Here is a 24,571-nt window from a genome sequence, read left to right as displayed (position 1 = left end):
CCTTCAGCCGGTTCCTCGGCTGAAGGCGGCGTCATCGATCCGGGCAGCGGTTCAGCCTGCGATCACCCTGCCACCCACTCCTTTCGCGCGTCCCACAGCCCGGTCAACGCGGCTCGACGATCGCCTTCGCGTAAGTCTCGCGCTCGAGCTCGAGTATTTCCACGCTCAACTGCAGATGCGTTCCGGACGGCGCGCGGCAGCATTGCGCCAACACCGACAACACCCGCTCGGACAGGCTGCGCTTCACGTCGGCGGACCGGCCGCTCAGGATCGCGAGTTTCGCGTGCGCGAACGCGCGCGGCGCGCTCGCCGTGCCGATGACGAAATCGTCGAAGCGGGTCGCGCGGCTCTTGATGTCGAGTTCAGTGAAATGCCCGGAAGCGGCGAGCGCTTCGTTGAGCGCGACGAGCGTCGCGTTGACATCGAACCCGTCGAGGTTGCAGGAGTATTCAAGCGTCAGATGTGGCATGGCGTCATGGTCGTGATTGAAATCGCCGTCGCGCCGGACCGCTCATGTCGGTCCGGCGCGCGGAAAGACGCCCATGTTACCCGTGGATACGACTCGCCCGCATCGCACGCCGACGCGGATGCCAACGCATCCGCCGACGAACCCTACGCCTTCACCGGCTGAATCAGCCGCTCGCACGTGGCCGCCTGCGGATCGCCCGCCGGCAGCTTTCCGCATACGCCGTCGAATTGCTTCACCACCGACCTGACCGACGTATCGTGCGCGCCGCCGTTACGCCAGCGCGTCAGCTGCGCGACCACCTTCGTCAGCGCACGCAGGTTCGCGCCATAGAACGCGTCCCGGGTCTGCCCGGCCTGCGCGAGCACGCTGCTCGCGATGCCTTCGATCCGCGCCGCGTCGTCCGGCGCAAGCTCGACCGCGTTCGCGAAATAGGTGGCGCCCCAGCGCAGCCGCGTCGCGGTCCCCGTCGCGCTGTCGTAGGCTTTGCGGTACCAGTCGAGCGCCGCGGCCTTGTCGCCGCGCGCCTTCGCATTGGCGGCAAGCCCGGACATGAAGTAATAGGGCGTCGCTGAGCGCGGCAATTCGGCCTTCAGCAGCGTATCGGATTCGTCGAGCAGCCCGGCGTCGGTGAGCGTGTCGGCCGCCTCGCTGATCAGCGCCTGGCGTTCATAGACGTTCGCCGCGCCCTGGATCGCCGCGGCCGTTTGCCGGCGCACCGTCGCGACGAGCGCCGGCGCATCGAGCGGTGCGCCCTTGCGTGCGTCGCCGCGCGCGAGCAGCACGCGCCCGTGCAGCGCCATCAGGCGATCGATCGACGACAGCGTGCGCTCGACCGACAGCCGCGCGAGCGCCGCGTCGTATGCGTCGCGCAACTGCGCGCGCCGGGCGTCGTCGCCGCCGAGATACGTGACGACGCCCGCGGGCGCTGCAACCAGCACATCGGCATTGGCGCGCGACAGCGCGGCATCGCGCAACACCGCGCGCAGCACGTCGGCGCCCGCCGCCTTGTCGAGCGCGCCGGCCTGCACCGGATCGCCCGACGCCGCGATCACCACGGACTTCAGCTCGAGCCGCTGCGCGTCGCCCGTCGCGCCGGCGGCGCGCGCGCGTTGCGCGAGCGTCTGCAGCGTTTCCGCGACGCGCTCGCCCGGCACCGGCAGCGCGCCATCGGTCTCCCACGAGTAGTCGGCCAGCATGCGCCACTCGTCGCGCGTCACCGGGGCGCCGCCCTTCAGCGCATTCGCGAGCGTCTGCCGCACCGGGTGCGCGGCGTTCATGCCGAGCGACAGCGCCCGCATGTAGCGGTCGAGATCGGCCTCGCCCGGCAGCCGCGTGACCTCGGTGCCGTCCGGGCGGAACAGGATCATCGTCGGATAGCCGTGCACCTTGAAGCGTTCGCCGACCTTCTGCGCGCTCTCGGTGTCGCCGTCGAGATAGACCGGCACGAAGAACGACGAGCGCGCCCGGAACGCCTGCTGGCTGAAGACCGTCGACTTCACCTGATTGCACGACGGGCACCACACCGCGCCCCAGTACAGCAGCAGCGGCTTGCCGGTCCGCTTCGCCAGCGCGAACGCGGCGTCGACGTCGCCCTGCTGCCACGCGATGCCGGGCGGCACGTGCACCGGCTCGCGCGGCGTGTCGGCCGCGTATGACGCGCTCGCCATCGCGAGCAGCCACGCGGCGGCGAGTTTCCGAAGAGAAGTTTGCATCGATGCGGTCTCCGTTGATCGTGACGGCCGCGCGTGCGCGGCATTCCATTCTCGAACGCCGGCGCATTGACATCGGCGTTCCCAATATTTGGCAGGCATCCGGCATCCGCCAGGCCGACAAATCGTAGAACGATACGGATCGCGCATCCAGAAGAAAACGATTGAATTCTCGAATGGATATGAAGTGGCTTCACTCCGGCATTCGCGCGAATCGAAATCTGAAATATTCGGCTGCATTGAGCCGTGTATCGTTGCGCCGTCGAAAATTCGCGCACGCCGGCCCGCAGCAGCGGCCTGAATCCGCATCGCGTCGATATGGGACGTCATCAGGGTAAACACGAGACAAATCGAAGCGCGCCGTGATTCAACCGATGCGGAAAGAATGTGACAATTCGGCACCCGGACGCTCCCCGCGCCCGGGAATATTTGTGCCATTCTTGAGCCACCTTCGCGTGGCTTCTTTTTTGCCGCTCTCCCTTACCTCTCACGTTTCCCGCCGCATCGCGAACAGTCCCTAGTCCCGCCCTCCCTGCAGCGGGATCACGGGCATCGCATGGCGCGCGAAGTGCACGTGCAGGCTCGACAGGTCATGGGCCGCCTCGAAGTGCTCGCCGTGCTCGGTGCGGATCTCGCGCGCGGTTGCGCCGAAGCGCTGGCGCATTGCCCGCACCAGCATGTCGCTGCTCGAAAAGCCGTAGCGGAACGCGACTTCCTTGATCGTCTGCCCGTTCGAGCGCGGATCGACGAGCGCCCGGTACGCAAGATCGAGACGCCGGTCGCGAATGAAGCGCGCGACGCCGCCGTCCGCCTCGAACACCCGGTACAGGTGCGCGCGCGAAATGCGGAAGTGCGTCATCAGCGTGTCGGGACTCAGGTCGCGATCGGTGACGTGTTGCGAGATGTGCTGGACGATCCGCCGGCGCAGCGCGGCGCCATGCGTGACCGGCCGCCGGCCGGCGGGCGGCGCCGCCTCGGCGAGCGCGGCCGCGAGCAGCGCCACCATCGCGTCCTGCACCGCGATCGCCTGCGCCGGCGACGCCTGCTCGCCCAGTTCGTACATGCCCACCAGATAATCGGCCAGCAAACGCGTGATCGCCCGGTTCGCATGCAGCACCACGCCGTGCAGGTCGCGCCCGCCCGACGCCTTCTCGAGCCCCTCGCGCGGCACGAACACGGCGACGCTCTCGCCCGCGTCCACGCGGCTGCACAGCGGCTGGCCGAGATCGATGATGTAGATGTCGCCCGGGCACGCGCGCACTTCGACGCCGTTGAAATCGCCGACGAGCGAGCCCGAGCGCACGAGCTGCACGACGTACTGGTCGAAGCCGCTCTGCTGGATGGTCCGGCGGTCGCGCCGGTATTGCTGCGCATTGAACGACGTCCGCCACATCAGCAGCTCGCCGAGCATCCGCGACGCCAGCGTCCCGGCCAGCCGCGCGTCCCCGTGCCCGGCAATCGGCGTCGTGTCGACGATGGGCCGCGTGACCTGGCGCCAGTATTCGTCGCGTAACGCCGGCTCGACGCGTTCGGTCGATAGAAAGACTTCCCCGGAAGCCATGATCCCCTCGCATTTCTGTTCTCTATTGCGATCTTTCTTGCCGTGAATCGCGAGCGGCGACGCGGCACGGCCGCCGACGCGCAGATTCACGGTCCAGCGCCGCGAATCCGGCGCCGCAAGCCGTTGCCGAAAGGCCGGCCTGCATGCGCCGCTCTCAGTCATCGCGGCACGATCGTCCGGGGAATGCACGCGATGCGTGCAGCCGGTGAAGCGAACGGCAGCGGCCCGAACCATCCGCTGCCGTCGCCGGCAGAGCCGGGGGATCGCCACACTCGGCGACACACCCGGCGACACACCCGGCACCCGCTCCCGTCGGGTGCCCATGCACGCTGATCGCGCGCGCCGCGATCGCGTCCCGTTCGATCCCGACGGATGCGCGGAGCGACGGAGCGCAGCGGCTGCCCGGTTGCACGAAAGACGACCGGCGGCGGGATTGTGCAGCCAATCCGGCGTTAGGCCCTTTGCTGCAGCGCGCAGAAACATTGCTCGCCCGAACGGGCACGCAACATCGGCGGGCCACGCACTCGACGGAAACGCGTCGTCACGAGTCGGCCTGCGTCAGAACTGGTAGCCCGCGCCGACGACCGCACCGAAGTCCGAGCGGGTGTTGCCCGTCACGGACGCCTTGACGACCCACTTGTCGTTTTGCGTCAGGTACGAGTAACCCGCCGCGAAACCTTGCTGGCCGCGGTAGTTCGACGTGGCTGCCGACACCATCGAGCGCCCCGGCGCAGTCGGTTGCGGAAGGCCGGCAACCGCCATCGCCGACGCAACGCCGCCGAACATGTCCTTCTTGACGGTATTCAGGTCGTTGTAGACCTGGCCGATGCGTTGATCCGTGTAGCCGCGCGATGCCGCCGATGCGGCGGCGACGTTGTCGTTCAGCTGCTGCACGTTCACCGCATCGGTCGGCGCCGTACCGGCCGCGACGTTGGTGACCTGGCGCTCGTTGCCCTTCGCGCCGACCGAGAACGAATTGTCGCGATCCGCGACCGAGCCCTGGCCGACCGCGACGGCGTTCTTGCCGCTCGCGGTTGCCGTCGACCCGAACGCGCCCGCATCCGCATGCGCGATCCAGCTCGTATTCGCATCGGTGGCTGCGGCCTTGATCTCCTGGCTGGTCCTGACGTCCTTGAGCACGCTGTTGAGCTGGCCGACGTTCACCGCGTCGTTGTTGTTGACGCCCGCCGCCACGCCCGTCAGCACGCGATCCGCGTTGGCGCTGTTGGCGAAGTTCACCGACGTGCCGCCGCTGCCCGCGCCGACCGTGACCTGGCCGTTCGGGTCCTGCTGCTGCACGAGGCCCGCCTTGCCGTTCGTGACGTTGGTCACGTTCTCCTGCAGGTTCGTGATGTCGGTCGTGTTCTTCGCGACCTGCTGATTCGTCGCGTGGAGTTGCGAGCCGTTCACCGCGTCCGTGCTGGTTGCGCTGAGCGTACCGGCCTGCAAGTTCGTGATCCTCGTGCCGCCGGCGCCGCCGCCGAGCGTGATGACACCCTTCGAGCCGTCGTCGTACGTGACGGCCATCGCGCCCAGCTGGTTGACGCTCGACTGCACGCTCTTCAGCTGCTTCACGTTCACCGCATCGGTATCGTCCACGCCGGCCGCGACGTTCTTCAGCACGACGGGCGACGCGGCGTCGCCGCCGACGAGCGAAACGGAATTCAGACGGTTGCCGTTCGCGTCCACGTCGTATTTCACGACGTTCTTCACGGCCTCGCCGGCCTGGTTCGACACGTTCGTGATCTGCTGCTCGAGGGCGGATTTCACGCCGTACAACTGGCCGCCATTCACGGCGTCCTTGCTGCCTGCCGCGATGCTGCCGTCCGCCACGTTGGTGATCTGCGTCGCCGCGCCGCCGCGCGCCGCGTTGTACGCGCCGACGGCCGGATCGAATTGCAGCGCATCCTTCTGCAAGCCCGAAATCGCCGTCGTGTTGTTGGCGAGGTTCGTTTCCGCGTTGCCGAGGCGGGTTTCGTGGTTCTGGAGCGTCGTCGTGTTGCCCGCCACGCGAGTGTCGAGATTGCCGAGCGCGTCGCCGACGTTGTTGAAGGTCGCACCGCCGACGTCATACTTCGGCGCATTGATCGAGCCGTTCGCGTTCGCCGTCGCGCCGCCGCCGAGCGCCGCCGCCACGCCGTCGGTCGCATAGCGCAGTTGCGAGCCGTTCACCGCGTCGGTGCTGCCGGCGGAGACGCCGCCTTCCGCGACGTTCGTCACGCGCACCGGCGCGCCGCCGTTGCCGCCGCCGAGCGAAACCTGCTGCTTGCTCGCATCGTCGTACTTCACGGCGAGCGAATCGAGCTGGCCGACACCGGTTTTCACCGCGGCATTCAGCTGATCGACGTTGACCGCATCGGTGCCCTTCACGCCTTGCGCGACGTTGGCAATCTGCTGCGGCGCGCCGCTGCCGTGGCTCGCGTCATACGCGCCGAGCGTCGCATTCCACTGCAGCGCGTCCTGCTGGAGCGCCGCGATGTTCGTCGTGTTGCCCGTGACCTGCGTACTCACGTTCGACAGCTGCTGATTCGTCTGATAAAGCTGGCTGCCGTTCACCGCGTCGGTGCTCGTCGCCGATACGGCGCCGCGCGCCACGTTCGTCAGCTTCGTGCCGCCCGTCACGCCGCCGTCCGTGCTCGTTGCGCCGCCGAGCGTCACGTTGCCCTTGGTCGCGTCGTCGTATTGCACCGCGCTGTCCGCGACCGCGGCCAGCTGGTTGACGTTGACCGCGTCCGTGCCCGCCGTGCCGCCCGCGACGTTGCGGACCTGCCGCTCCGCTCCCGTGCTGCCGACCGACAGCGCGCCGCCGGACGCGATCGCATCACCGCTGAACCGGGCCGGGCCGGTCGCGTTGGCGGCGCCCACGCTGTTCGCGCCCAGTGCGATGCTGCCGTCAGGCGCTGCCACCGCGCCCGCGCCGAGCGCGACGGCCGCGATGCCGCTCGCGCGGGTCTGCGTCGCCGGGTTGTAGGTCGCGCCGCTCGACACGCCGTCGTTGCCCGCCGCCCTCGAATCGGACGAGCCGATCGCGATCGACCGATAGCCTTGGGCGAACGCCGAATGCCCCATCGCGATCCCGCTTTCGCCGCTCGCGTAGGCAACGTTGCCGATTGCCGTCGCGTAATCGGCGGTCGCCGCCGACTGGCGGCCGAGCGCGAAGCTGGTGTTGCCGGTTGCCAGCGCGACCGTGCCGATTGCGATCGCCGAGTTCTTCGTCGTGCTCGCGCCGACGCCGATGGAAATGCCGGAATCCGATGCGCTGGCGCGATCGCCGATTGCCACCGATGCCTTTTGCGCATTCGCGTTATTCCCGATGGCCGTACTGCAGCCGTTTTGCAGAATATATTGCGAACCGGATGCGCTGGACGGGTTGCCGGGATTCTGGCGATCGACGAAATTCTGCGAACAGGTCGAATCGACGCTGGCCGCGGAACCGGATCCGCCACCATTAGCGGAAGTTCCTGAAACCGCGGTTTGTGCTTCCGAATATGCAGAGAGCGTCAATCCGGAAATCGAAAATGCAATGCCCGCAATCACGCGAAGGCCCCGTACGCGCTTGCGGCCGCCCGTCCTGCCGTGCGATGCGGCCCCTTCCTGCACCGCCACCCAGGCGCCCGATGATTCGTTCCAGATCGTTTTATAGCATTTATTCATCATTGGAATCCATTATTTTCATCGATAAATCGGAGACGATTTAAATCGACTCCGTACTAACCGGAAATGGATTCTATTTATTACCTCACCGATTAATCTTCAAAAAATGTAAAAACCGGCTGCAATATTTGTCATACATGGTTAAATTTGCAATCAAAATCCATTATTTAAATGAAAATCTTTCATTAAACGAAATCATAGAAAAATAAGCAATTTCGACCCCATCGTTTTGTCTCATTTGGTGCTTTAAAAAATCTCATTTCGAATTCGGATGCCGATGCGCGTGAACGCCGCCCGACCCTGCCGGGACGAAGCTTCGGAACGGAGGAAGGAGGGAAGACGGAAAAGGTGGGGGCGACGTCGAATCGACGTCATTCAGATCGATAAGGTCGCTTGCCGGGCGCGGCGTCGATTCTGTTGCTACCGGTACGCCGCCGAATACCGCGCGCGGTGTCCGGAACCGGTTCAGGCGACGAGCAGCGCGCCGCGCGGACGACCGCCGGCGCGCCGGCCGCGCTGGGTCATTCGCGACCGCCGCCGGCCGCCGGGCCGGCGTCACGCTTGAGCCGCGCCATGTGACACACGGCGGCATACACGCCGTCGCGCAACGCGAAGTCCGGCGATTCGCCCTCGATCCGGAAACCATGCCTTTCGTACAGCGCGATCGCACTCCGGTTATCGGCGAACACCGTCAGCTCGATCCGCGTGACGTTCAGCCAGTTCTCCGCGAGATCGATCATCGCGGCGAGCAGCCGGCCGCCGATGCCGCGCCCGTGGTGCGACGCCTTGACCATCAGCCCGAACCCCGCGACGTGGCGGCGGCGCGGATTCGCCTCGGGCTGAATCCCGAGATGGCCGACCACCTCGCCGTCGATTTCGGCGACGAGGCTGAAGCCCTTCTGACGTATACCCTCGATGCGCTCCTGCCATTTCTCCAGCGACGGAAACGGCGCTTGCAGCGTATTCGCATAGACCGCGGGGTGCGCGGCGATCTGGCGGATCGCGTCGATGTCCTTCGTTTCGCTGTGTCGAATCGTGATGTCGGTCATGAGGCTGTCAGGCAAACGGGGCACGCGAACGTCGCGGCGGCGCAGGACGTCGTCGGCATGCCGGGGGGGAAAACGTCGAGCTTATCCGAAGTCGCCATGCCGGATACGGTCGCGAACCGACGAAATCGCGCTGCATCGCGCGACAGATCGTGCATTCCCGCTGTTCGTAGTTCGTTGCGTGCGCAACATCATGCGCGGCGCGCATTGACGTTTCATCATCACGCCGACGTCATGACCTTGCCCCGCCCGGCCGCCGCGCGCTTCGCCGCACCGCAGCGCGCGCCGGATGTGCCGGGCGCTGCGATCGCAGCGCCCGCCCGGCCCGCGCCGATCATCAGACGGATGGCTGGTGCCGCCCTGATTTCGCACTGCACGAAAATGCTCCTTGTTCGTCGCCGGTTCGCGTTAAACTCCGTCAAGCTGTTTGCAAAAACGACATCTTCGCCTTTACGGCACACACGACACGAGGATACGTTCGATGCGCACATCCGGCTCATCCGGGGCAATGACCCTGCTCACCGAACACGACCCGGCCGACGGCCGAGAACTGCGTTCGTTGCGACTCGAAGCGACCAGCGACGGCAAGAGCGTGCTGCTGATCGAGATCGACGAGCGCAAGCCCGGCATTCACCGCGAGGTCCGTTACGAAATCACGCCCGCCGAGCTGGTCGCGGCGATCCGTTCGCACGGCGCCGAACTGCCGGGCGAGAACCACCACGGCGCGGCGTCGCTCGCGCGCAGCCCCTCCTGATCCGGCCGGTGAGCCGCGCACGATGCGCCGGCTCACCTCCGCACCGTTTCGCCCGCTTCAACGTTTCCCACCACTGTCTTGAAAATGGCCGATAATCGGCCCATCCATGCGCATTCCGCGCATTGGCCGGCCTTTGCCCGCCTTTTCCTTTTCGGACAGCCGTGATGCTCCGTGACCTCGTCGCCCAGTACGGGCCGCTCCTCGTATTCGCCAACGTGCTGGCCGCCGCGGTCGGGCTGCCGGTGCCGGCGATGCCGACGCTGGTGCTGTTCGGCGCGATGTCCGCGCTGCACCCGGAGATGATCGGTTCGCAGCTCGTGACGGTGCTGGCGCTGTCGGTGCTGGGCGCGCTGATCGGCGATACCGTGTGGTACGTCGCCGGACGTCGCTTCGGCGGCGCCACGCTGAAGACGATCTGCCGGCTGTCGCTGTCGCGCGACAGTTGCGTGAGGAAAACCGAGCGCTTCTTCGGCCGCTACGGCGTGCGCGTGCTGGCCGTCGCCCGCTTCATTCCGGGGCTGTCGCTCGTGTCCGTGCCGATGGCCGGCGCGCTGCACACGCGCTATCGCACGTTCGCCGGCTACGACGCGCTCGGCGCGGCGCTGTGGACGATCGTCGGCCTCGCGGCCGGGCTCGTGTTCTATCGGCAGATCGACTGGCTGTTCGCCGGCGCGAGCCGGCTCGGCCGCGCGGTACTGCTGGTCATCGTTGCGCTGCTGGCCGCCTACGCGGCGGTGCGCTGGATGCGCCGCCGCGCGCTGATCCGCCAGCTCGCGAACGCGCGCATCGGCGTCGACGAGCTCGACGCGCTGCTGCAGGACGCCGCCGCGCCGGTGGTCCTCGACGTGCGCTCCGACGAGCACCGCAAGCTCGACCCGTTCGCGATTCCGGGCGCGCAGTTCGCCGACGAGCGCCATATCGGCGACATCGTCGCGCGCTATCCGCTGACCCAGAAGTTCGTCGTCTACTGCTCGTGCCCGAACGAGGTGTCCGCCGCGCTGATGGCGAAGCGCCTCGCCGACGCCGGCTTCACCGACGCGCTCGCGCTGCGCGGCGGCCTCGACGCGTGGCGCGACACCGGCCGCCAGCTCGCGTCGCTTGCGGAAGATACGCCGGCGGCGAACGATCCCGTCGCCGGCTTTCACAAGCCTGCTTAGGTCCTTGTAAACGCAAGCAGCGGACCCGCGATCGCGCGGTGCCCGCTGCACGACGCGCGCCGCCGTTGCAGCGCACGTGCCCTTCCGTCTCTTTCCGCGTGGCGATCAGAACGCCTTCACCGGCACGTTCACGACGAGACGGTACTCGCGGTTGGTCGCGTCCGAGTAGTGCGTCGAGCCGACGTGCCACATCGCGATGAAGGTGACCTTCGTGTCCTTCAGCTTGCCGCTCTGGAACGTGTACGACGGGATGAAGCCGAACTCGTGGTGACGGCCCTGCACCGGCGCGCCGTTGACCCAGTAGATGCCCGACTGGTTCGGACTCTGCGACGCCATCTTGCTGCCGTCCGCGCCCCAGCCCGTCACGCCCCACACCATCGCCTTGAAGCCCGGCAGGCCGGCGTCCTTGCCGTAGAACGTGTAGCGCAGCTGCAGCGACTTCTCGTGCGGCGCGTTGTAGTCGACGTCCATCGAGTTCGTCAGGAAGATGCCGTTCGTCTCGTTCAGGTAGTCGAAGAACTGGTCGCCGAGCACCTCCTGGTAGCCGAGCAGCAGTTCGTGCGGGCCGTGCTGCGCGGCCAGCGACAGGCTGTACGCATTGCTGTTGATCTCGCCCTGGCGCTTGTCGCCCGTGTCGTGCGTCGAGTAGATGTTCGCGAAGCCCGTCCACTTGATCGTCTTCGGGCTGCCGATGCTGTGCTTGATCGACGCGTAGTACTGGCGCCACACGTCGTCCGCCTGGTTCGCGTACAGCGCGACCTCGCCGTCCGGCGAGTAGTCCCACGTGCCGCCGGCGTAGGTCAGCCGGTTGATGCGCGTGCCGCCGTACTGGCTCGTCAGGTTGGTCAGCGTCGTGTGGCCGCGCGCGTCGGTCTTCGTGAAGCTGCCCGCCTCGAGCATCACGTTCTTGAATTCGTTGCTGACGATCGTCGCGCCGAGGAACGTCGGCGGCAGCGCACGGTTGTCGTGCTGCTCCATGAACGGGTTGTCGACGGCCTGCAGACCGTACTTGACCACCGTGTTCGAGATCCGCGCCTTCACGTCGTAGATGCCCGGGTACGCCCACGCGAGCTGATTGCCGCCGCCGCCGCCCTTCGCGATGTGAACCATGCTGCCCGCGCCGTTGCCGCCGTCGAGCTTCAGCGCCGCGTACACCGACGCGTCGACGCCGAAGCCGATCAGGCCCTGCGTGAAGCCCGACTCGAAGTTCGCCATCGCGCCCTGGACCCACGCATGGCGGTGCGGCCCGCCCTTGCTGTCGAGCACGTCCGCATAGTTGCGGAACAGGAAGTTCAGATGGCTGTCGGCGATGAAGCCCTTCGACGTCGACTGCGCCGACGGCTCGTCCGGCGGCGTGACGGCCTGCGTGGCCTCGGCGTTGATGATCGCGTTCGGCGTGGACGCCTGCGCGACGGTGGCGCCGGGCGCTGCCTGCGCCACCGTCAGCGGCGCTGCGTCGTCCGCATAGGCCGCGCCCGTCAGCGAGACGCCGGCCAGCGCGAGCAGCATTTTCGATGTCGTTCCGATCTTCCTGTGTTTTGTCATCGTGGTTCTCTTCTTGTGTTGATGTCGTCTGCGCCGGTCGCGATACGCTTCCGGTCCCACCCCGGCGCGCCCGGTCAAGGACGCGCCTGTCCCCGCGGCGCGAAGGTCGTTCGCGCCGCACCTACCCCTGTCGACCTGCCTGCTTATTGGTGTTTCAGCCCGCACCCGCACGGATGCAGGCGACCTTCGCCGCAGAACCGTGCCGTACTTCCGGCCGCGGGATGTCCCGTGCGCACGCGTCGATCGCGTCCGGACAGCGCGTGCGGAACGCGCAGCCGGACGGCGGATTGAGCGGCGACGGCATCTCGCCCGCCAGCAGCATCGGCCGCCGCGCGCGTTCCCGCGCGGGCTCCGGTGTGGGCGCCGCGTCGAGCAGCGCCCGCGTGTACGGATGCTGCGGCACACCGTACACGTCGTGCCGCGCGCCGAACTCCATCACGCGGCCGAGATACATCACCAGCACGCGCTGGCTGATCGCCTTCACCACCGCGAGATCGTGCGCGACGAACAGATAGGACAACGACAGTTCGCGCTGCAGATCGCGCAGCAGGTTGACGATTTGCGCCTGGATCGACACGTCGAGCGCCGACACGGGTTCGTCGCAGATCACGAGCTTCGGCTCGCCGATCAGCGCACGTGCGATTCCGACGCGCTGGCACTGCCCGCCGGAGAATTCGTGGGGATAGCGCAGCAGGTGATGCGCGTTGAGGCCGACCCGCTCGAGCATCGACACCACGCGGCGCCGCACCTCGGCGCGGCCGAGGCCCGGCTGGTGCGTGACGAGCGGCTCGGCGACGATCTGCTCGATCGTCATGCGCGGATCTAGCGACGCGAGCGGATCCTGGAAGATCATCTGCACTTCGCGCCGCATCGCGGTGCCGCGCAGATGGTCGGGCGCGACCGCGTCGCCGCGCCAGCGCACCGTGCCGGCCGTCATCGGCACGAGGCCGATCAGCGCGCGCGCGAGCGTCGACTTGCCGCAGCCGGACTCGCCGACGAGCCCGACGGTCTCGCCGCGCTTCACGTCGAACGACACGCCGTCGACCGCGCGCAGCGTCCCCTTCGGCGACCACGGATAGCCGCCGAGCGGCACGCGGAAATGCACTTTCAGATCCTCGACGGACAACAGCGTGTCGTCCGTCGCGCCGGCATTGCGGCGTTCATCGACGCTCATCGCAGTCCTCCCGTCAGATCGGCCACCGGCCGGTGGCACGCACGCACCGCGTCCGCGGCGCCGTAGGTTTCGAGCGCCGGGCGCGCGGTGCCGCACTGGCTCTGCGCATACTGGCAGCGCTTCGCGAACGCGCAGCCGGCGCTCGCCACGCCCGGCATCGGCGGGTTGCCCGGAATCGCGACGAGCGGCGCGTCGTCGGCATCGGTCAGGCGCGGCAGCGCGTTGAGCAGGCCGATCGTGTACGGATGCGACGGCGCGGCGAAGATCGACTCGGCCGGCGCATATTCGACGGTGCGGCCCGCGTACATCACCATCACGTCGTCCGCGAGCCCGGCAACCACGCCCATGTCGTGCGTGATCAGCACGATCGCGGTGCCGCGCTCGCGGTTCAGCTCGCGCAGCAGGTCGATGATCTGCGCCTGCACGGTCACGTCGAGCGCGGTCGTCGGCTCGTCGGCGATCAGGACTTCCGGCTCGGACAGCAGCGCCATCGCGATCATCACGCGTTGCCGCATGCCGCCCGAGAACTCGTGCGGATACATGCGGATGCGGCGCGCCGCGTCGGGAATGCGCACCGCCTCGAGCGCCTCGATCGCGCGCTTCGTCGCTTCCTTGCGCGACAGCTTGCGATGCAGCTGCAGCGTTTCGGTCATCTGCCGCTCGATCGTCAGGAACGGATTGAGCGACGTCATCGGGTCCTGGAAGATCATCGCGATCCGGTCGCCGCGGATCGCGTTCAGCGCGCGCGTATCCATCGCCAGCAGGTCCTGCCCGCGATAGCGGGCCGCGCCGCTCGTCGTGCCGTTGCCGGCGAGCAGGCCGAGCAGCGCCATCACCGTCTGGCTCTTGCCCGAGCCCGATTCGCCGACGATGCCGAGCGTCTTGCCCGCGTCGAGGGTGAACGACACGCCGCTCACGGCGTCGATCGGCGCCGCGTCCTTGCGCGTGAAGCGCACGCCGAGGTTGTCGACTTCGATTAGTGCAGCCATTTCAGCGATCCTTCGGGTCGAGCGCGTCACGCAGGCCGTCGCCGACGAAGTTCACGCAGTAGAGCGTCACGCACAGCATGACGGCCGGGGCCAGCAGCAGCCACGGCATCGATTCGAGTTTCTGCGCGCCGTCCTGGATCAGCACGCCCCAGCTCGTCATCGGCTCCTGCACGCCGAGGCCGAGGAACGACAGCACCGATTCGGTCAGCACGATGTTCGGCACCGAGACCGTCGCGTACACGACGACCACGCCGAGCAGGTTCGGCACGACGTGGCGCCGCACGATCGACGCCGGCGACACGCCGATCGCGCGCGCCGCATCGACGAATTCGCGGTTGCGCAGCGACAGCGTCTGGCCGCGCACGACGCGTGCCATGTCGATCCACGAGAACGCGCTGATCGTCAACACGACGAGGATGAACGAGCGGCCGAACAGGGTCATCATCAGGATCGCGATCAGCAGGTACGGGATCGCATACATCATGTCGACGATGCGCATCATCACGGCGTCGACGCGGCCGCCCGCGAAGCCCGCGGTCGCGCCCCACGCGACGCCGAACAGGCCCGACACGAGCGTGCCGAGCAGGCCGACCTCGATCGACACGCGTCCGCCGATCAGCGTGCGCACGAGCAGGTCGCGGCCGAGCTCGTCGGTGCCGAACCAGTGCTGGTTCGCCCAGGTCGGCGGCAGGCTGATCGACGCCCAGTCGCTCGCGGCCGGATCGGCCGACAGCACCCACGGGCCGACGAAGCACGCGAGCGTGACCAGCACGAGCAGCACGAGGCTCAGCACCGCCGCGCGGTTGTGCAGGAAGCGGGAGAGGGCCAGCGCGAGCGGCGAGCGCGAGCGTGGCGGCGTATCGGTCTGCGCGGGCAGGCCGACGACGGGAGAAGTCGGGGTCATCGCTGTGCCTCGCTCAATAACGGATGCGCGGATCGAGCCACGCATACGCGAGGTCGACCAGCAGGTTGAACAGCACCGCGCAGACGGTCGTCAGCACGACGAGGCCGAGCACCAGCGTGTAGTCGCGGTTGATCGCGCCGTTCACGACGAGCTGTCCGAGCCCCGGCAGCGCGAACACCGATTCGGTGACGACGGCCGCCGTGATCGACGAGATGCAGACCGTGCCGAACAGCGACACGACCGGCATCAGCGCGGGCTTGAGCGCATGGCGCAGCACGATCGTCGAGCCGGGCAGCCCTTTTGCGCGCGCGGTGCGGATGTAGTTGCTCGACAGCGTCTCGATCATCGAGCCCCGCATCACGCGCGCGAGCAGCGACACGTTGATGAACGTCAGCAGCACGATCGGCAGCAGCCGGTACTGCCAGCCGCCGTCGCCCCAGCCGCCCGCGGGCAGCCAGCCGTTGCCGGCCGACGTCTTCAGCAGGATCGCGAAGATCCACACGAGCACCGGGCCGAGCACGAACGGCGGCACGACGTTGCCGAAGTTGCCGATCAGCATCACGAAGCGGTCGATGACGCTGTCGCGGCGCACCGCGGCGACGGTGCCGAGCAGCACGCCAAACCCGATCGAGAGCGGGATCGAGATGCCGCCCACGCCGAGACTCACCGGCAGCGCCTTCCTCACGAGATCGTTGACCGACCAGTCGACGTAGCGGAACGACGGGCCGAGATCGCCGTGCAGCAGCGAGCCGAGATACAGCAGGTACTGCTTCCACATCGGCTCGTCGAGGTGGTACTTGGCGTTCAGGTTCGCGAGCGTCGCGGCGGACAGCTGCTTCTCCGTATCGAACGGGCCGCCGGGCGTGAAATGCAGCAGCAGGTAGCAGACGGTGATGACCGCGAGGATCGTCGGCACCGCCCACAACGTGCGTCTCAAAGCGTAGGCCAGCATGTTCGCTCCGCTCAGCGCTTGATCAGGTACATGTCCTGCGAAGCACGCATGTCGATCACGTTCTTCAGCGAGTAGCCGCCGACGTACGACTTCACGAGACGGTCGGCCGTGTACTGGAACAGCGGCAACATCGGCGTGTCGTTCATTGCCGCGTCGTGCGCCTGCGTGAGCAGCGCGGCACGCGCCTTGTCGTCGAGCTTCTGGTTGCCTTCGTCGACGAGCGTGTCGGCCTGCTTGTTGCAGTAGCCGACCGTGTTCTGCGAGCTGCCGCAGCGCAGCAGGTCGAAGAACGTCATCGCGTCGTTGTAGTCGGCGAACCAGCCGTCGCGCGCGATCTGCACCTTGCCGTCATGCCGCTGCTTCATCAGCACCTTGAACTCGACGTTCTCGAGCTTCGTGTTGACGCCGAGCTTGGTGCGCCATTCCGATGCGGCAAACAGCGCGACCTTCTTGTGCAGGTCGTTGGTGTTGTACGTCAGCGTGAACGACAGCGGCTTCGCATCCGAGTAGCCGGCCTGCTTCAGCAGGTTCTTCGCGGTCTCGACGCGCTTGGCCATCGGCCACGACGCCCATTCCGGCGTGAACGGCTGCACGCCCTTCGTGCCGCTCGGCATCAGCCCGTACATCGGCTTCTCGCCGGACTGCGTGAGCTTCGAGGTCAGCACGTCGCGATCGATCACCATCGACAGCGCCTGGCGCACGCGCTTGTCCTTCAGCGTCGCGTCGCTGTTGTTCAGGTAGTAGTAGTACGTCGCGAGCTGCAGGCCCGGGCGCAGTTCGCCGCCGAACTGCTTGCTGACCTGCTGGAAGATGCCCGACGGAATCGTGTAGGTGTAGTCGACCTGGCCGGCCTGGTACATGCGCATCGCGGTCTCGTCGCTCTCGATCGGCAGGTACGTGACCTTGTTGATCACGACCTTGGGCGCATTCCAGTACTTCGCGGCCTTCGTCATCACGATGCGGTTGTTCGGCTGCCAGTCGACGAGCTGGTACGCGCCGTTGCTGACGATGTTGCCCGGACGCGTCCATGCGTCGCCGAGCTTCGTCACCGTGTCCTTGTTCACCGGCGCGAGCGGCACCATCGCGGTCAGCTCCGGGAAGAACGCGACCGGCGCGTCGGTCGTGACTTCGAGCGTGTACGGGTCGACGGCGCGCACGCCGAGCGTCGACGGCGCGGCCTTGCCGGCGATGATGTCCTTCGAGTTCTTCACGAACTCGACGAGGATCGTGTACTTCGAGCCCGTCTTCGGATCGACGAGTCGCTGCCACGCATACACGAAATCGGCCGCGGTGACGGGCTGGCCGTTGCTCCATTTCGCATCGCGGCGCAGCTTGAAGACCCACGTTTCCGGTGTCTTGCGCTCCCACGACAGCGCGACGCCCGGCACGATCTGGCCGCCTGCATCGATGCGGGCAAGCCCTTCGAACAGGTCGAGGCCGATCGTGTTGCCGGTCCATGACTCGATGTGCGCGGGGTCGAGGGATTCGACTTCGGCCGGCACCTGACGCGTCAGGTCCTGTTGCGCGGCGAGCGCGACGTTCGACGGAACGGTAACGGCGGACGCGGACTGCGTCGTCAGGGCGAGCGCGGCCAGCACGGCCGACATGGCATGCAAGGATTTCATCGTGTCAGTACTTGGTGGGTTTTCGGTGCGTGTGTCGCGGCGGGACGCCGCGGGTTACACGTAGGACGCTGCCGTATGCAGCGATTGAGGAGGCCCGTGGATCTCGTATGGCATCTTAGTATTCCTTACGTTCCTTTCGACAGGTAATCCGTCGCTGGAACGAAGGAATACCTGTGCGTTAGAACAGCCTCGGCGTTCCGACCCAGACCACCACCGACTCGATCTTCGCGGTGTTGGCCCAGCTGTGCGGGACCGTCGACTGATAGTGCGCGCTGTCGCCGGCCGGCAGCACGAACGTCCTGCCTTCCAGCGTCAACGACACTTCCCCTTCGATCACATACAGGAACTCCTCTCCTGCATGCGTCGTTACTTCCGACCGCGTCTGTCCGGGCGGCAGCCGCACGAGAATCGCCTCGAGCTGGCGCCCTTCCGTCACGTTCGTGAGCCGCGCGAACAGGTTGGCCGAATCGGCAAACCCGAAGAAGCGCAACTGCTCGCCGCGGCACACCGACCGCTCCTCGCTCGGCGTTTCGACGAAATACTGCACCGTCACGCCGAGTGCCTGCGCGATGCCGGCCAGCGACGTCAGCGACGGCGACGCGAGCCCGCGTTCGACCTGCGACAGAAACGGTTTCGAAATACCCGCGGCTGTTGCCGTTTCATCGAGCGTGCGTTTCAGTCGCTGGCGCAACGCGCGAATCTTGCTGCCCAGAGCGGCGCCAGCTTCGGCTGGCCGCGTGTTTTCAGTGGGGGGAACCATAACAGGCCGAAAAGGGGTCGTCAAAAAATGTTTGATGGAAAATAACTAAGTTAGATCGATATAGCTTAGTCTTCGGGTTTACGTGCGTCTCAAGCGTTGCGCGCGGTGTCCTAAACACCGTTCGGCCCAGGCCGCGAAACGCGCTATCTTGCCAGACTCGACGCCTTCACAGGCAAGCTGCAAGCGGCTCTCCGGGATATTGCCGAGGCCCTTGACGCAAGCTTACAAAGACATGACGAGACGAATCTTCCTGAAAACTCCTGACACGTCAGGGATTTCCCGGTGTGGCGCGGACCTGACGCGGCGCACCTGTCAACGTTACCAGTCGCGCGCCGGCCGAGGCCTCGCGCCGCCTGTCACAGGAGCCGACTGACCCCGACGCGGGCCAGTTCGCCCGATTTTGCCGCCGCCTTCGCGCTGCCTACCCGGCCGATACGCGCGGGCACCAGATCGACCCTTGGCAGCGCGCGATCCGCGCCGCCCGCTTGAACCGAGATTGACATGCATTCACCTTCAACTGTTTCGCAAACCCGATCGTTTACGACGGTCTTCCTCATCGAGATGTGGGAGCGCTTCGGCTATTACGGCATGGCGGCGCTTCTCGTCCTCTTCATGGTCGACAAGCTCGGCTTCACCGACAGCCATGCGAACCTGACCTGGGGCGCGTTCACCGCGCTCGTCTACGCGTCGCCGTCGATCGGCGGCTGGATCGGCGACAAGGTGCTCGGCGCACGCCGCTCGATGATCATCGGCGCCGCGGTGCTGTGCGCCGGCTACCTGATGCTCGCGGTGCCGAACGACCGGCTCGCCTACATGTACATGTCGCTCGGCGTGATCGTGGTCGGCAACGGCCTGTTCAAGTCGAATGCCGCGAACCTCGTGCGCCGGATTTACGAAGGCGACGACGCACGCATCGACAGCGCATTCACGATCTACTACATGGCCGTCAACATCGGCTCGACCGTGTCGATGCTCGCGACGCCGTGGATCAAGGACCACTGGGGCTGGCACGCCGCGTTCGCGGTCTGCTGCGGCGGCATGCTGCTCGCGATCCTCAACTTCGTGCTGATGCATCGCACGCTCGCGCACATCGGCTCGCAGCCCGACGACGCGCCGATCCGCTGGAAGCGCCTCGGCGCGGTGGCGGCCGGCGGCGCCGCGCTCGCGCTCGTCACGCTGTACGTGCTGCAGCACAAGCAGCTCGCGGTCGCGAGCGTGTGGACCGCTGCGTTCGCGATCCTCGCGATCTTCGCGTACATGATCGCGAAGTCGGAGCGCTCGGAGCGCGCCGGCCTGATCGCGGCGCTCGTGCTGATCGGCCAGGTGATCCTGTTCTTCATCTTCTACGTGCAGATGTCGACGTCGCTCACGCTGTTCGCACTGCGCAACGTCGATCCGCGCTTCATCCTGTTCGGCACGACGCTGTTCACGTGGAGCGCCGCGCAGTTCCAGGCGCTCAACCCGATCTGGATCATGGTGCTGAGCCCGGTGCTCGTGTTCGTCTACAACCAGTTCTCGAAGCACGGCCGCGATTTCCCGGTCGCCGCGAAATACGCGCTCGGCTTTGCCGTGGTCGCGCTGGGCTACCTCGTGTTCACGATCAGCGGCCGCTACGCGGTGGACGGCCGCGTGTCGTCGTGGTTCATGGTGTGGGGCTACGGCCTCTACTCGCTCGGCGAGCTGCTGGTGAGCGGCCTCGGCCTCGCGATGATCGCCCGCTACGTGCCGGCGCGCATGAGCGGCTTCATGATGGGCGCGTACTTCGTCGCGACCGGCGTGTCGCAGTACCTGGGCAGCGTGGTCGCGAACTTCGCGCAAATGCCGTCGCACGACCTGCCGGCGACCGAATCGCTGCCGCTCTACCTGTCGCTGTTCGAGAAGCTCGGCTGGCTCGCCGCGATCGGCATGCTGCTCGCGCTGCTGCTGCTGCCGATGATGAACCGCCTGTCGCGCCAGCATCAGCGCTGCGTCGAAGAGCGCCGCGAAGAGGCAACGTCGGCAACGGCGGCCGTCGCGGCTCAGTGAAATCCCTTGGCGCGCTGCGTGCGCGCCACATTCTCCTGCCGATTCCCCGCGCCCGTCCTACACTGGTTGCAAGGAGCGCTTCCGACGAGACGCGCGACAGGCAGGAGAACATCATGAAAAGCAAGACGACGCGGCTCTTGAGGATGCTGTCGGATATCCGGCGCGCGCAACGCTGCACCGCGCTGCGCGCCGCGAAGGCGGCCGCCGAAGCCGACGCGGTGCTCGCCGAACGGAACGACGCCGACGACGATCGCGGCGAAGCGGACACCGACGACGCACCGCCCACTCCCCGCTCCCGTATCGGCTCACCTCACTAGGGCGCGCCCGTACGCACCCTTACGCGGCCGCCCCGCGCCGCCGCGCGAGCCACGTCCCCGAACTCGCGAGCGCCATCATCAGGCCCAGCGCGCACGCATCCGCGGCCAGTCCGACGCCGAGCACATGCAGCAGGCGCGTGCCATGCGCCGCCGGATGCAGCAGCGAATCGAGCGTCAGCGAGATCGCGGCCCCCGCGACGAAGCACATCAGCCCGCGCTGGCCGACCGCGACGACCGGGCGCACCGCCCGCGCGATCCGCGCGACCCAGCCGTAGCGCACGCAATCCGCCATCAGCCACGCGATCGCCGCGAAGTTCACGACGCGCGCGAACGCCAGGTCGCGCTTCATCATCCCCTCCGGCAGCGGCAGCCCCGAGAACAGCTTGACGCTCGCGCAGGCCAGCACGATCGCGCACGCGACGCCGGTCGCCGCGGCGGCCCACCGCCCGAGCGCGACGCGCCGGTAGACGGGCTGGCAGCGCGCGAGCACGCCGGCCACGAACACCAGTTGCCACGCGAACGGGTTGAAGCTCCAGTGGAACGTGTCGCTATCCAGCAGCTCGGGGCCGAGCCAGCCCGCGGCGAGCCACGACGACACGCTCGCGGCGGCGAGCAGCCACGGGCGCCGCCGCGCCCACGGCATGAGCGCCGGCGCGGCCAGCGCGAACAGCACGTACATCGGCAGCACCGCCGCGAGATACGGCTGGCGCTGGAACGTGAGCAGCTCGGCGAGCCCCGTCAACGGCGTCGCGAGCATCACGCTGACGTCGTCGAGCGCGAGGTTCGGCGCATCGATGCCGTAGTGGTCGAGCACCGCGGACACGACGAGCATCAGCGTCGACGTCGCGAGGAACGCGCGATAGATCTGCATCGCCCGGCTCACGAACCGCCGCTGCGCGGCGCGCGCGCCGTGCCGTTCCGCGATCGCGCCATACGCGCTCGCGGTCGCGAAGCCACCGAGAAACACGAACACCTCGGCGGCGTCGCACAGCGCGAACGCGTGCAGCGTCACGCGCGACAGCACGCTCGCGTTGATGTGATCGACGACGATCATCAGCAGCACGACGCCCCGGAAGAAGTCGACTTCGATCAGGCGACCGCCGTGCGGCGCATGGGAGGGGGACGGCGCGCTCACGATCAGGTTCGCGCTCGCCGATCGGCGGCGATACGCGTATGCTCGTGTCGCGCCGACCCGGCCGGCCGGGCATGGAGAGGACCGTTCATCGGAAGGCGGCATACGAAGGAATGACGGTCAGGTCAGTCTAGTAGCCGCTCAGGGGAGACCCTAAGTAACAAAGTGCAACCGAATCTTCTATTCGATTACAGGCGCGAGACCCGCGGAGGACGACGTGGGAGAAGCGGGCGGCGCGGTCAGCGCAACGTCAGCGGGTGGTCAGTTGGCGGTCAGTCTGCCGACAGCGTGCGATCGCCTCGCGCATCGACGCCGCGGCAGTCACGCCACGTTCAGCGAGCGGGCAAGCGCCGCATCAGCATCGCGCTGTGCCATGCGGTCAGCGCGACCGCGACCCAGATCGGCCCGTAGGTCGCGAGCTTCGCGACCGTGAGCGTCTCGCCGAGCAACAGCAGCGACACCACGACGAGCAGCACCGGCTCGACGTAGCCGAGGATGCCGAACAACGCCATCGGCAGCATCCGGCTCGCCTTCAGGTAGCTCGCCAGCGCGAGCGTGCTGAGCGCGCCGAGCCCCGGCAGCAGCGCCGCCCACAGTGCGGGATGGCCGGCGAGCGGCGTCGCGCTCGTCGCGGCCATCACGGCGGCGACCGGGCACAGCAGCACCATCTCGGCGGCGAACGCGGCCAGCGAATCGGCATTGATCCGCCGGCGCAGCACGAAATACGGCGGATAGCCGAGCGCGACGACGAGCGTCGGCCACGCGAACGCGCGCGTCGCCCACACCTCGTGCGCGACGCCGAGCGCCGCACACGCGATCGCCGCCCATTGCAGCGGATCGAGCCGCTCGTGATAGTAGAAGCGGCCGACGAGCACCATCGTCAGCGGCAGCAGGAAGTAGCCGAGCGACACTTCGAGCATCCGCCCGTGCAGCGGCGCCCACAGGAACAGCCAAAGCTGCACGCCGAGCAGCGCGGCGCTCGCGGGCAGCGCGACCAGCAGGCGCCAGTCGCGCGCGGCCCGCCCGAGCAGCGCGACCAGGGCCGGCCAGCGGCCGCGCAGCGCGATCAGTGCGAGCGCGCCCGGCGCGGTCCACAGGATCCGCCACGCGAAGATGTCGAGCCCCGTGAGCGGCGCGAGCAGCTTCGCATACGCGGACAACAGCGCGAACAGCATCGACGCCGTCACCGACAGCACGAGCCCGCGCCCGGCCTCCGGATACCCCGTCATCGGCCGCTCACTGCTGCTGGAAGCGTTCGTAGCGCTTGTCGGTCTGCCGTTCCTCGAACGTCACCTCGGTCACGCGCGCCGCCGGCGGCCCGTGCCGCAGCCACGCGAGCATCCGGTCGACCTGCGCGCCGGGGCCCTGGAGCATCGCCTCGACGCTGCCGTCTTCGAGATTCGCGACCCAGCCGCGCAGCTTCAGCGCGTGCGCCTCGCGCACCGTCGCATGACGGAAGCCGACGCCCTGCACGATGCCGCGCACCCGCACGTAGTAGGTTTCAATCCGTTCGTCATGGTCGTCGCGGCTCATCGTCGTCACCTTGCTGTTGCATCCAAGCCCGGCATTGTAGTCGCGCGCGCCGCACCATGTCAGTGCCCGTCTCCCCCCGCGCCGAACACGTACAATCTCGCACGATGCACAACCGCCGCGCCGCCCGCGCGCGGCCATGAGGACTCGACTTGCATGACTGATACATCCCGCGATCTCGTTCTGGTCACCGGCGCGTCCGGTTTCGTCGGCTCGGCCGTCGCGCGCATCGCGCAGCAGAAGGGCTACGCGGTGCGCGTGCTCGTGCGCCCGACCAGCCCGCGCACGAACGTCGCGGATCTCGACGCCGAGATCGTCACCGGCGACATGCGCGACGAAGCATCGATGCGCACCGCGCTGCGCGGCGTGCGCTACCTGCTGCACGTCGCCGCCGACTACCGCCTGTGGGCGCCCGATCCGCTCGAGATCGAGCGCGCGAACCTCGAAGGCGCGGTCGCGACGATGCGCGCGGCGCGCGCCGAGGGCGTCGAGCGGATCGTCTACACGAGCAGCGTCGCGACGCTGAAGGTCACGAGCGCGGGCGACCCGGCCGACGAGAACCGGCCGCTCACGCCCGAGCAGGCGATCGGCGTGTACAAGCGCAGCAAGGTGCTCGCCGAGCGCGCGGTCGAGCGGATGATCGCCGACGAAGGGCTGCCCGCGGTGATCGTCAATCCGTCGACGCCGATCGGCCCGCGCGACGTGAAGCCGACGCCGACCGGCCGCATCATCGTCGAGGCGGCGCTCGGCAAGATTCCCGCGTTCGTCGACACGGGGCTGAACCTCGTGCACGTCGACGACGTCGCGAACGGCCACTTCCTCGCGCTGGAGCACGGCCGCATCGGCGAGCGCTACATCCTCGGCGGCGAGAACCTGCCGCTGCAGCAGATGCTCGCCGACATCGCGCAGATGACCGGCCGCAAGGCGCCGACGCTCGCGCTGCCGCGCTGGCCGCTGTACCCGCTCGCGGTGGGCGCGGAGGCGGTCGCGAAGTTCACGAAGAAGGAGCCGTTCGTCACCGTCGACGGGCTGCGGATGTCGAAGAACAAGATGTATTTCACGTCCGCGAAGGCGGAGCGGGAGCTCGGCTATCGCGCCCGGCCGTACCGCGACGGGCTGCGCGACGCACTCGACTGGTTCCGCTCGGCGGGCTACCTGAAATAACACAAAGCGGCGCACATCGCGCCGCTTTGCGCACTTTGTTACACGCCGCACGCGGACCGGCATCGGCGCAGCAGGTAAAATCGCGGGTCTTACGTAGAGAAAGC

General features: G+C 67.5%; 22 protein-coding genes. 6 read left to right on the top strand and 16 right to left on the bottom strand.

The annotated features are described in order from the left end of the window. Positions 1 to 103: 103 nt before the first annotated feature. The gene (locus HWX31_RS25240; protein WP_174963809.1) at positions 104 to 469 is read right to left on the bottom strand and encodes a 5-carboxymethyl-2-hydroxymuconate Delta-isomerase; all 366 of its coding nucleotides are present in this window, start codon (positions 467 to 469) and stop codon (positions 104 to 106) included. Positions 470 to 475: 6 nt separating this feature from the next. Between HWX31_RS25240 and HWX31_RS25235 the strand changes: the two genes are divergently transcribed. Then, entirely contained in the window at positions 476 to 631 is a 156-nt protein-coding gene (locus HWX31_RS25235; RefSeq protein WP_174963810.1) for a hypothetical protein, read from the top strand. Here HWX31_RS25235 and HWX31_RS25230 read toward each other — a convergent pair. The 4 genes from HWX31_RS25230 to HWX31_RS25215 all read right to left on the bottom strand — a co-directional run bounded on the left by HWX31_RS25230 (position 613) and on the right by HWX31_RS25215 (position 8,442). Next, positions 613 to 2,181: a thioredoxin family protein gene (locus tag HWX31_RS25230; RefSeq protein ID WP_174963811.1), complete on the bottom strand. Its 1,569-nt coding sequence runs from the start codon at positions 2,179 to 2,181 to the stop codon at positions 613 to 615. The genes HWX31_RS25235 and HWX31_RS25230 overlap by 19 nt on opposite strands. Positions 2,182 to 2,695: 514 nt before the next feature. Beyond that, positions 2,696 to 3,739 (bottom strand): helix-turn-helix domain-containing protein, encoded by a 1,044-nt coding sequence (locus HWX31_RS25225; protein ID WP_059661730.1) that lies wholly within the window; start codon positions 3,737 to 3,739, stop codon positions 2,696 to 2,698. Between the two features lie 558 nt (positions 3,740 to 4,297). After that, positions 4,298 to 7,393, bottom strand: coding sequence for a YadA-like family protein (locus HWX31_RS25220; protein ID WP_174963812.1), 3,096 nt, complete (start codon positions 7,391 to 7,393; stop codon positions 4,298 to 4,300). A 521-nt stretch (positions 7,394 to 7,914) separates the two neighbouring features. Beyond that, positions 7,915 to 8,442 carry a GNAT family N-acetyltransferase gene (locus HWX31_RS25215; RefSeq protein ID WP_059610678.1) on the bottom strand — a complete coding sequence of 176 codons (528 nt, stop codon included), beginning with the start codon at positions 8,440 to 8,442 and terminating at the stop codon, positions 7,915 to 7,917. A 478-nt stretch (positions 8,443 to 8,920) separates the two neighbouring features. Here HWX31_RS25215 and HWX31_RS25210 point away from each other — a divergent pair, with 478 nt between their 5' ends. Together HWX31_RS25210 and HWX31_RS25205 are read left to right on the top strand one after the other, a co-directional pair. After that, positions 8,921 to 9,193, top strand: coding sequence for a hypothetical protein (locus HWX31_RS25210; protein ID WP_010095979.1), 273 nt, complete (start codon positions 8,921 to 8,923; stop codon positions 9,191 to 9,193). 164 nt (positions 9,194 to 9,357) lie between these two features. Continuing rightward, positions 9,358 to 10,350 carry a DedA family protein/thiosulfate sulfurtransferase GlpE gene (locus HWX31_RS25205; RefSeq protein ID WP_059618663.1) on the top strand — a complete coding sequence of 331 codons (993 nt, stop codon included), beginning with the start codon at positions 9,358 to 9,360 and terminating at the stop codon, positions 10,348 to 10,350. A 105-nt stretch (positions 10,351 to 10,455) separates the two neighbouring features. On the opposite strand, the gene HWX31_RS25200 is transcribed toward HWX31_RS25205, so the two are convergent. The 8 genes from HWX31_RS25200 to HWX31_RS25165 all read right to left on the bottom strand — a co-directional run bounded on the left by HWX31_RS25200 (position 10,456) and on the right by HWX31_RS25165 (position 18,802). Beyond that, on the bottom strand, positions 10,456 to 11,895 hold the full coding sequence (locus tag HWX31_RS25200) for an OprD family porin (protein WP_174963813.1): 1,440 nt from the start codon (positions 11,893 to 11,895) through the stop codon (positions 10,456 to 10,458). A 154-nt stretch (positions 11,896 to 12,049) separates the two neighbouring features. Then, positions 12,050 to 13,069 (bottom strand): ABC transporter ATP-binding protein, encoded by a 1,020-nt coding sequence (locus HWX31_RS25195; RefSeq protein WP_174963814.1) that lies wholly within the window; start codon positions 13,067 to 13,069, stop codon positions 12,050 to 12,052. Next, positions 13,066 to 14,058, bottom strand: a complete 993-nt coding sequence (locus HWX31_RS25190) for an ABC transporter ATP-binding protein (protein WP_174963815.1) — start codon at positions 14,056 to 14,058, stop codon at positions 13,066 to 13,068. The genes HWX31_RS25195 and HWX31_RS25190 overlap by 4 nt, the downstream gene beginning before the upstream one ends. A 1-nt stretch (position 14,059) precedes the next feature. Next, positions 14,060 to 14,962 (bottom strand): ABC transporter permease, encoded by a 903-nt coding sequence (locus tag HWX31_RS25185; protein WP_174963816.1) that lies wholly within the window; start codon positions 14,960 to 14,962, stop codon positions 14,060 to 14,062. 13 nt (positions 14,963 to 14,975) lie between these two features. After that, positions 14,976 to 15,914 (bottom strand): ABC transporter permease subunit, encoded by a 939-nt coding sequence (locus HWX31_RS25180; RefSeq protein ID WP_059610573.1) that lies wholly within the window; start codon positions 15,912 to 15,914, stop codon positions 14,976 to 14,978. 11 nt (positions 15,915 to 15,925) lie between these two features. Then, positions 15,926 to 17,539: a peptide ABC transporter substrate-binding protein gene (locus HWX31_RS25175; protein ID WP_174963817.1), complete on the bottom strand. Its 1,614-nt coding sequence runs from the start codon at positions 17,537 to 17,539 to the stop codon at positions 15,926 to 15,928. 178 nt (positions 17,540 to 17,717) lie between these two features. Then, positions 17,718 to 18,299 carry a cupin domain-containing protein gene (locus HWX31_RS25170; RefSeq protein ID WP_059610575.1) on the bottom strand — a complete coding sequence of 194 codons (582 nt, stop codon included), beginning with the start codon at positions 18,297 to 18,299 and terminating at the stop codon, positions 17,718 to 17,720. Between the two features lie 356 nt (positions 18,300 to 18,655). Beyond that, a complete protein-coding gene (locus HWX31_RS25165) occupies positions 18,656 to 18,802 on the bottom strand; it encodes a hypothetical protein (protein ID WP_174963818.1) in 147 nt (48 codons plus the stop codon). Between HWX31_RS25165 and HWX31_RS25160 the strand changes: the two genes are divergently transcribed. Together HWX31_RS25160 and HWX31_RS25155 are read left to right on the top strand one after the other, a co-directional pair. Beyond that, positions 18,801 to 20,324, top strand: coding sequence for a peptide MFS transporter (locus HWX31_RS25160; RefSeq protein WP_174963819.1), 1,524 nt, complete (start codon positions 18,801 to 18,803; stop codon positions 20,322 to 20,324). The two genes, HWX31_RS25165 and HWX31_RS25160, sit on opposite strands and share 2 nt — an antisense overlap. A gap of 113 nt (positions 20,325 to 20,437) precedes the next feature. Continuing rightward, complete coding sequence (locus tag HWX31_RS25155) at positions 20,438 to 20,641, top strand: hypothetical protein (RefSeq protein ID WP_042584799.1); 204 nt, start codon at positions 20,438 to 20,440, stop codon at positions 20,639 to 20,641. A gap of 19 nt (positions 20,642 to 20,660) precedes the next feature. Here the strand turns inward: HWX31_RS25155 and HWX31_RS25150 are convergent, their stop codons facing one another. From HWX31_RS25150 to HWX31_RS25140, 3 genes are all read right to left on the bottom strand, one after another. Continuing rightward, a complete protein-coding gene (locus HWX31_RS25150; RefSeq protein ID WP_174963843.1) occupies positions 20,661 to 21,782 on the bottom strand; it encodes an OpgC domain-containing protein in 1,122 nt (373 codons plus the stop codon). 323 nt (positions 21,783 to 22,105) lie between these two features. Beyond that, positions 22,106 to 23,002: an EamA family transporter RarD gene (gene rarD, locus HWX31_RS25145; RefSeq protein ID WP_174963820.1), complete on the bottom strand. Its 897-nt coding sequence runs from the start codon at positions 23,000 to 23,002 to the stop codon at positions 22,106 to 22,108. 7 nt (positions 23,003 to 23,009) lie between these two features. Further along, positions 23,010 to 23,306 carry an acylphosphatase gene (locus HWX31_RS25140; protein ID WP_174963821.1) on the bottom strand — a complete coding sequence of 99 codons (297 nt, stop codon included), beginning with the start codon at positions 23,304 to 23,306 and terminating at the stop codon, positions 23,010 to 23,012. Positions 23,307 to 23,459: 153 nt separating this feature from the next. Here HWX31_RS25140 and hpnA point away from each other — a divergent pair, with 153 nt between their 5' ends. After that, positions 23,460 to 24,467 carry a hopanoid-associated sugar epimerase gene (gene hpnA / locus HWX31_RS25135; protein WP_010090176.1) on the top strand — a complete coding sequence of 336 codons (1,008 nt, stop codon included), beginning with the start codon at positions 23,460 to 23,462 and terminating at the stop codon, positions 24,465 to 24,467. Positions 24,468 to 24,571 lie beyond the last annotated feature (104 nt).

This window comes from Burkholderia ubonensis (genome assembly GCF_902833085.1).
Taxonomy (GTDB): Bacteria; Pseudomonadota; Gammaproteobacteria; order Burkholderiales; family Burkholderiaceae; genus Burkholderia; species Burkholderia ubonensis.
Note: the sequence above shows the minus strand (reverse complement) of the source record. Positions and strands in the feature narration are given on the sequence as shown.

What these genes read in the sequence shown, in the direction of transcription:
- HWX31_RS25175 (WP_174963817.1), bottom strand. Translation starts at nt 17,539, where the DNA reads ATGAAATCCTTGCATGCCATGTCGGCCGTGCTGGCCGCGCTCGCCCTG.
- rarD (WP_174963820.1), bottom strand. Translation starts at nt 23,002, where the DNA reads ATGACGGGGTATCCGGAGGCCGGGCGCGGGCTCGTGCTGTCGGTGACG.
- HWX31_RS25210 (WP_010095979.1), top strand. Translation starts at nt 8,921, where the DNA reads ATGCGCACATCCGGCTCATCCGGGGCAATGACCCTGCTCACCGAACAC.
- HWX31_RS25215 (WP_059610678.1), bottom strand. Translation starts at nt 8,442, where the DNA reads ATGACCGACATCACGATTCGACACAGCGAAACGAAGGACATCGACGCG.
- HWX31_RS25170 (WP_059610575.1), bottom strand. Translation starts at nt 18,299, where the DNA reads ATGGTTCCCCCCACTGAAAACACGCGGCCAGCCGAAGCTGGCGCCGCT.
- HWX31_RS25140 (WP_174963821.1), bottom strand. Translation starts at nt 23,306, where the DNA reads ATGAGCCGCGACGACCATGACGAACGGATTGAAACCTACTACGTGCGG.
- HWX31_RS25155 (WP_042584799.1), top strand. Translation starts at nt 20,438, where the DNA reads ATGAAAAGCAAGACGACGCGGCTCTTGAGGATGCTGTCGGATATCCGG.
- HWX31_RS25185 (WP_174963816.1), bottom strand. Translation starts at nt 14,962, where the DNA reads ATGACCCCGACTTCTCCCGTCGTCGGCCTGCCCGCGCAGACCGATACG.
- HWX31_RS25195 (WP_174963814.1), bottom strand. Translation starts at nt 13,069, where the DNA reads ATGAGCGTCGATGAACGCCGCAATGCCGGCGCGACGGACGACACGCTG.
- HWX31_RS25205 (WP_059618663.1), top strand. Translation starts at nt 9,358, where the DNA reads ATGCTCCGTGACCTCGTCGCCCAGTACGGGCCGCTCCTCGTATTCGCC.
- HWX31_RS25200 (WP_174963813.1), bottom strand. Translation starts at nt 11,895, where the DNA reads ATGACAAAACACAGGAAGATCGGAACGACATCGAAAATGCTGCTCGCG.
- HWX31_RS25190 (WP_174963815.1), bottom strand. Translation starts at nt 14,058, where the DNA reads ATGGCTGCACTAATCGAAGTCGACAACCTCGGCGTGCGCTTCACGCGC.
- HWX31_RS25225 (WP_059661730.1), bottom strand. Translation starts at nt 3,739, where the DNA reads ATGGCTTCCGGGGAAGTCTTTCTATCGACCGAACGCGTCGAGCCGGCG.
- HWX31_RS25180 (WP_059610573.1), bottom strand. Translation starts at nt 15,914, where the DNA reads ATGCTGGCCTACGCTTTGAGACGCACGTTGTGGGCGGTGCCGACGATC.
- HWX31_RS25165 (WP_174963818.1), bottom strand. Translation starts at nt 18,802, where the DNA reads ATGTCAATCTCGGTTCAAGCGGGCGGCGCGGATCGCGCGCTGCCAAGG.
- HWX31_RS25240 (WP_174963809.1), bottom strand. Translation starts at nt 469, where the DNA reads ATGCCACATCTGACGCTTGAATACTCCTGCAACCTCGACGGGTTCGAT.
- HWX31_RS25160 (WP_174963819.1), top strand. Translation starts at nt 18,801, where the DNA reads ATGCATTCACCTTCAACTGTTTCGCAAACCCGATCGTTTACGACGGTC.
- HWX31_RS25235 (WP_174963810.1), top strand. Translation starts at nt 476, where the DNA reads ATGGTCGTGATTGAAATCGCCGTCGCGCCGGACCGCTCATGTCGGTCC.
- hpnA (WP_010090176.1), top strand. Translation starts at nt 23,460, where the DNA reads ATGACTGATACATCCCGCGATCTCGTTCTGGTCACCGGCGCGTCCGGT.
- HWX31_RS25220 (WP_174963812.1), bottom strand. Translation starts at nt 7,393, where the DNA reads ATGAATAAATGCTATAAAACGATCTGGAACGAATCATCGGGCGCCTGG.
- HWX31_RS25230 (WP_174963811.1), bottom strand. Translation starts at nt 2,181, where the DNA reads ATGCAAACTTCTCTTCGGAAACTCGCCGCCGCGTGGCTGCTCGCGATG.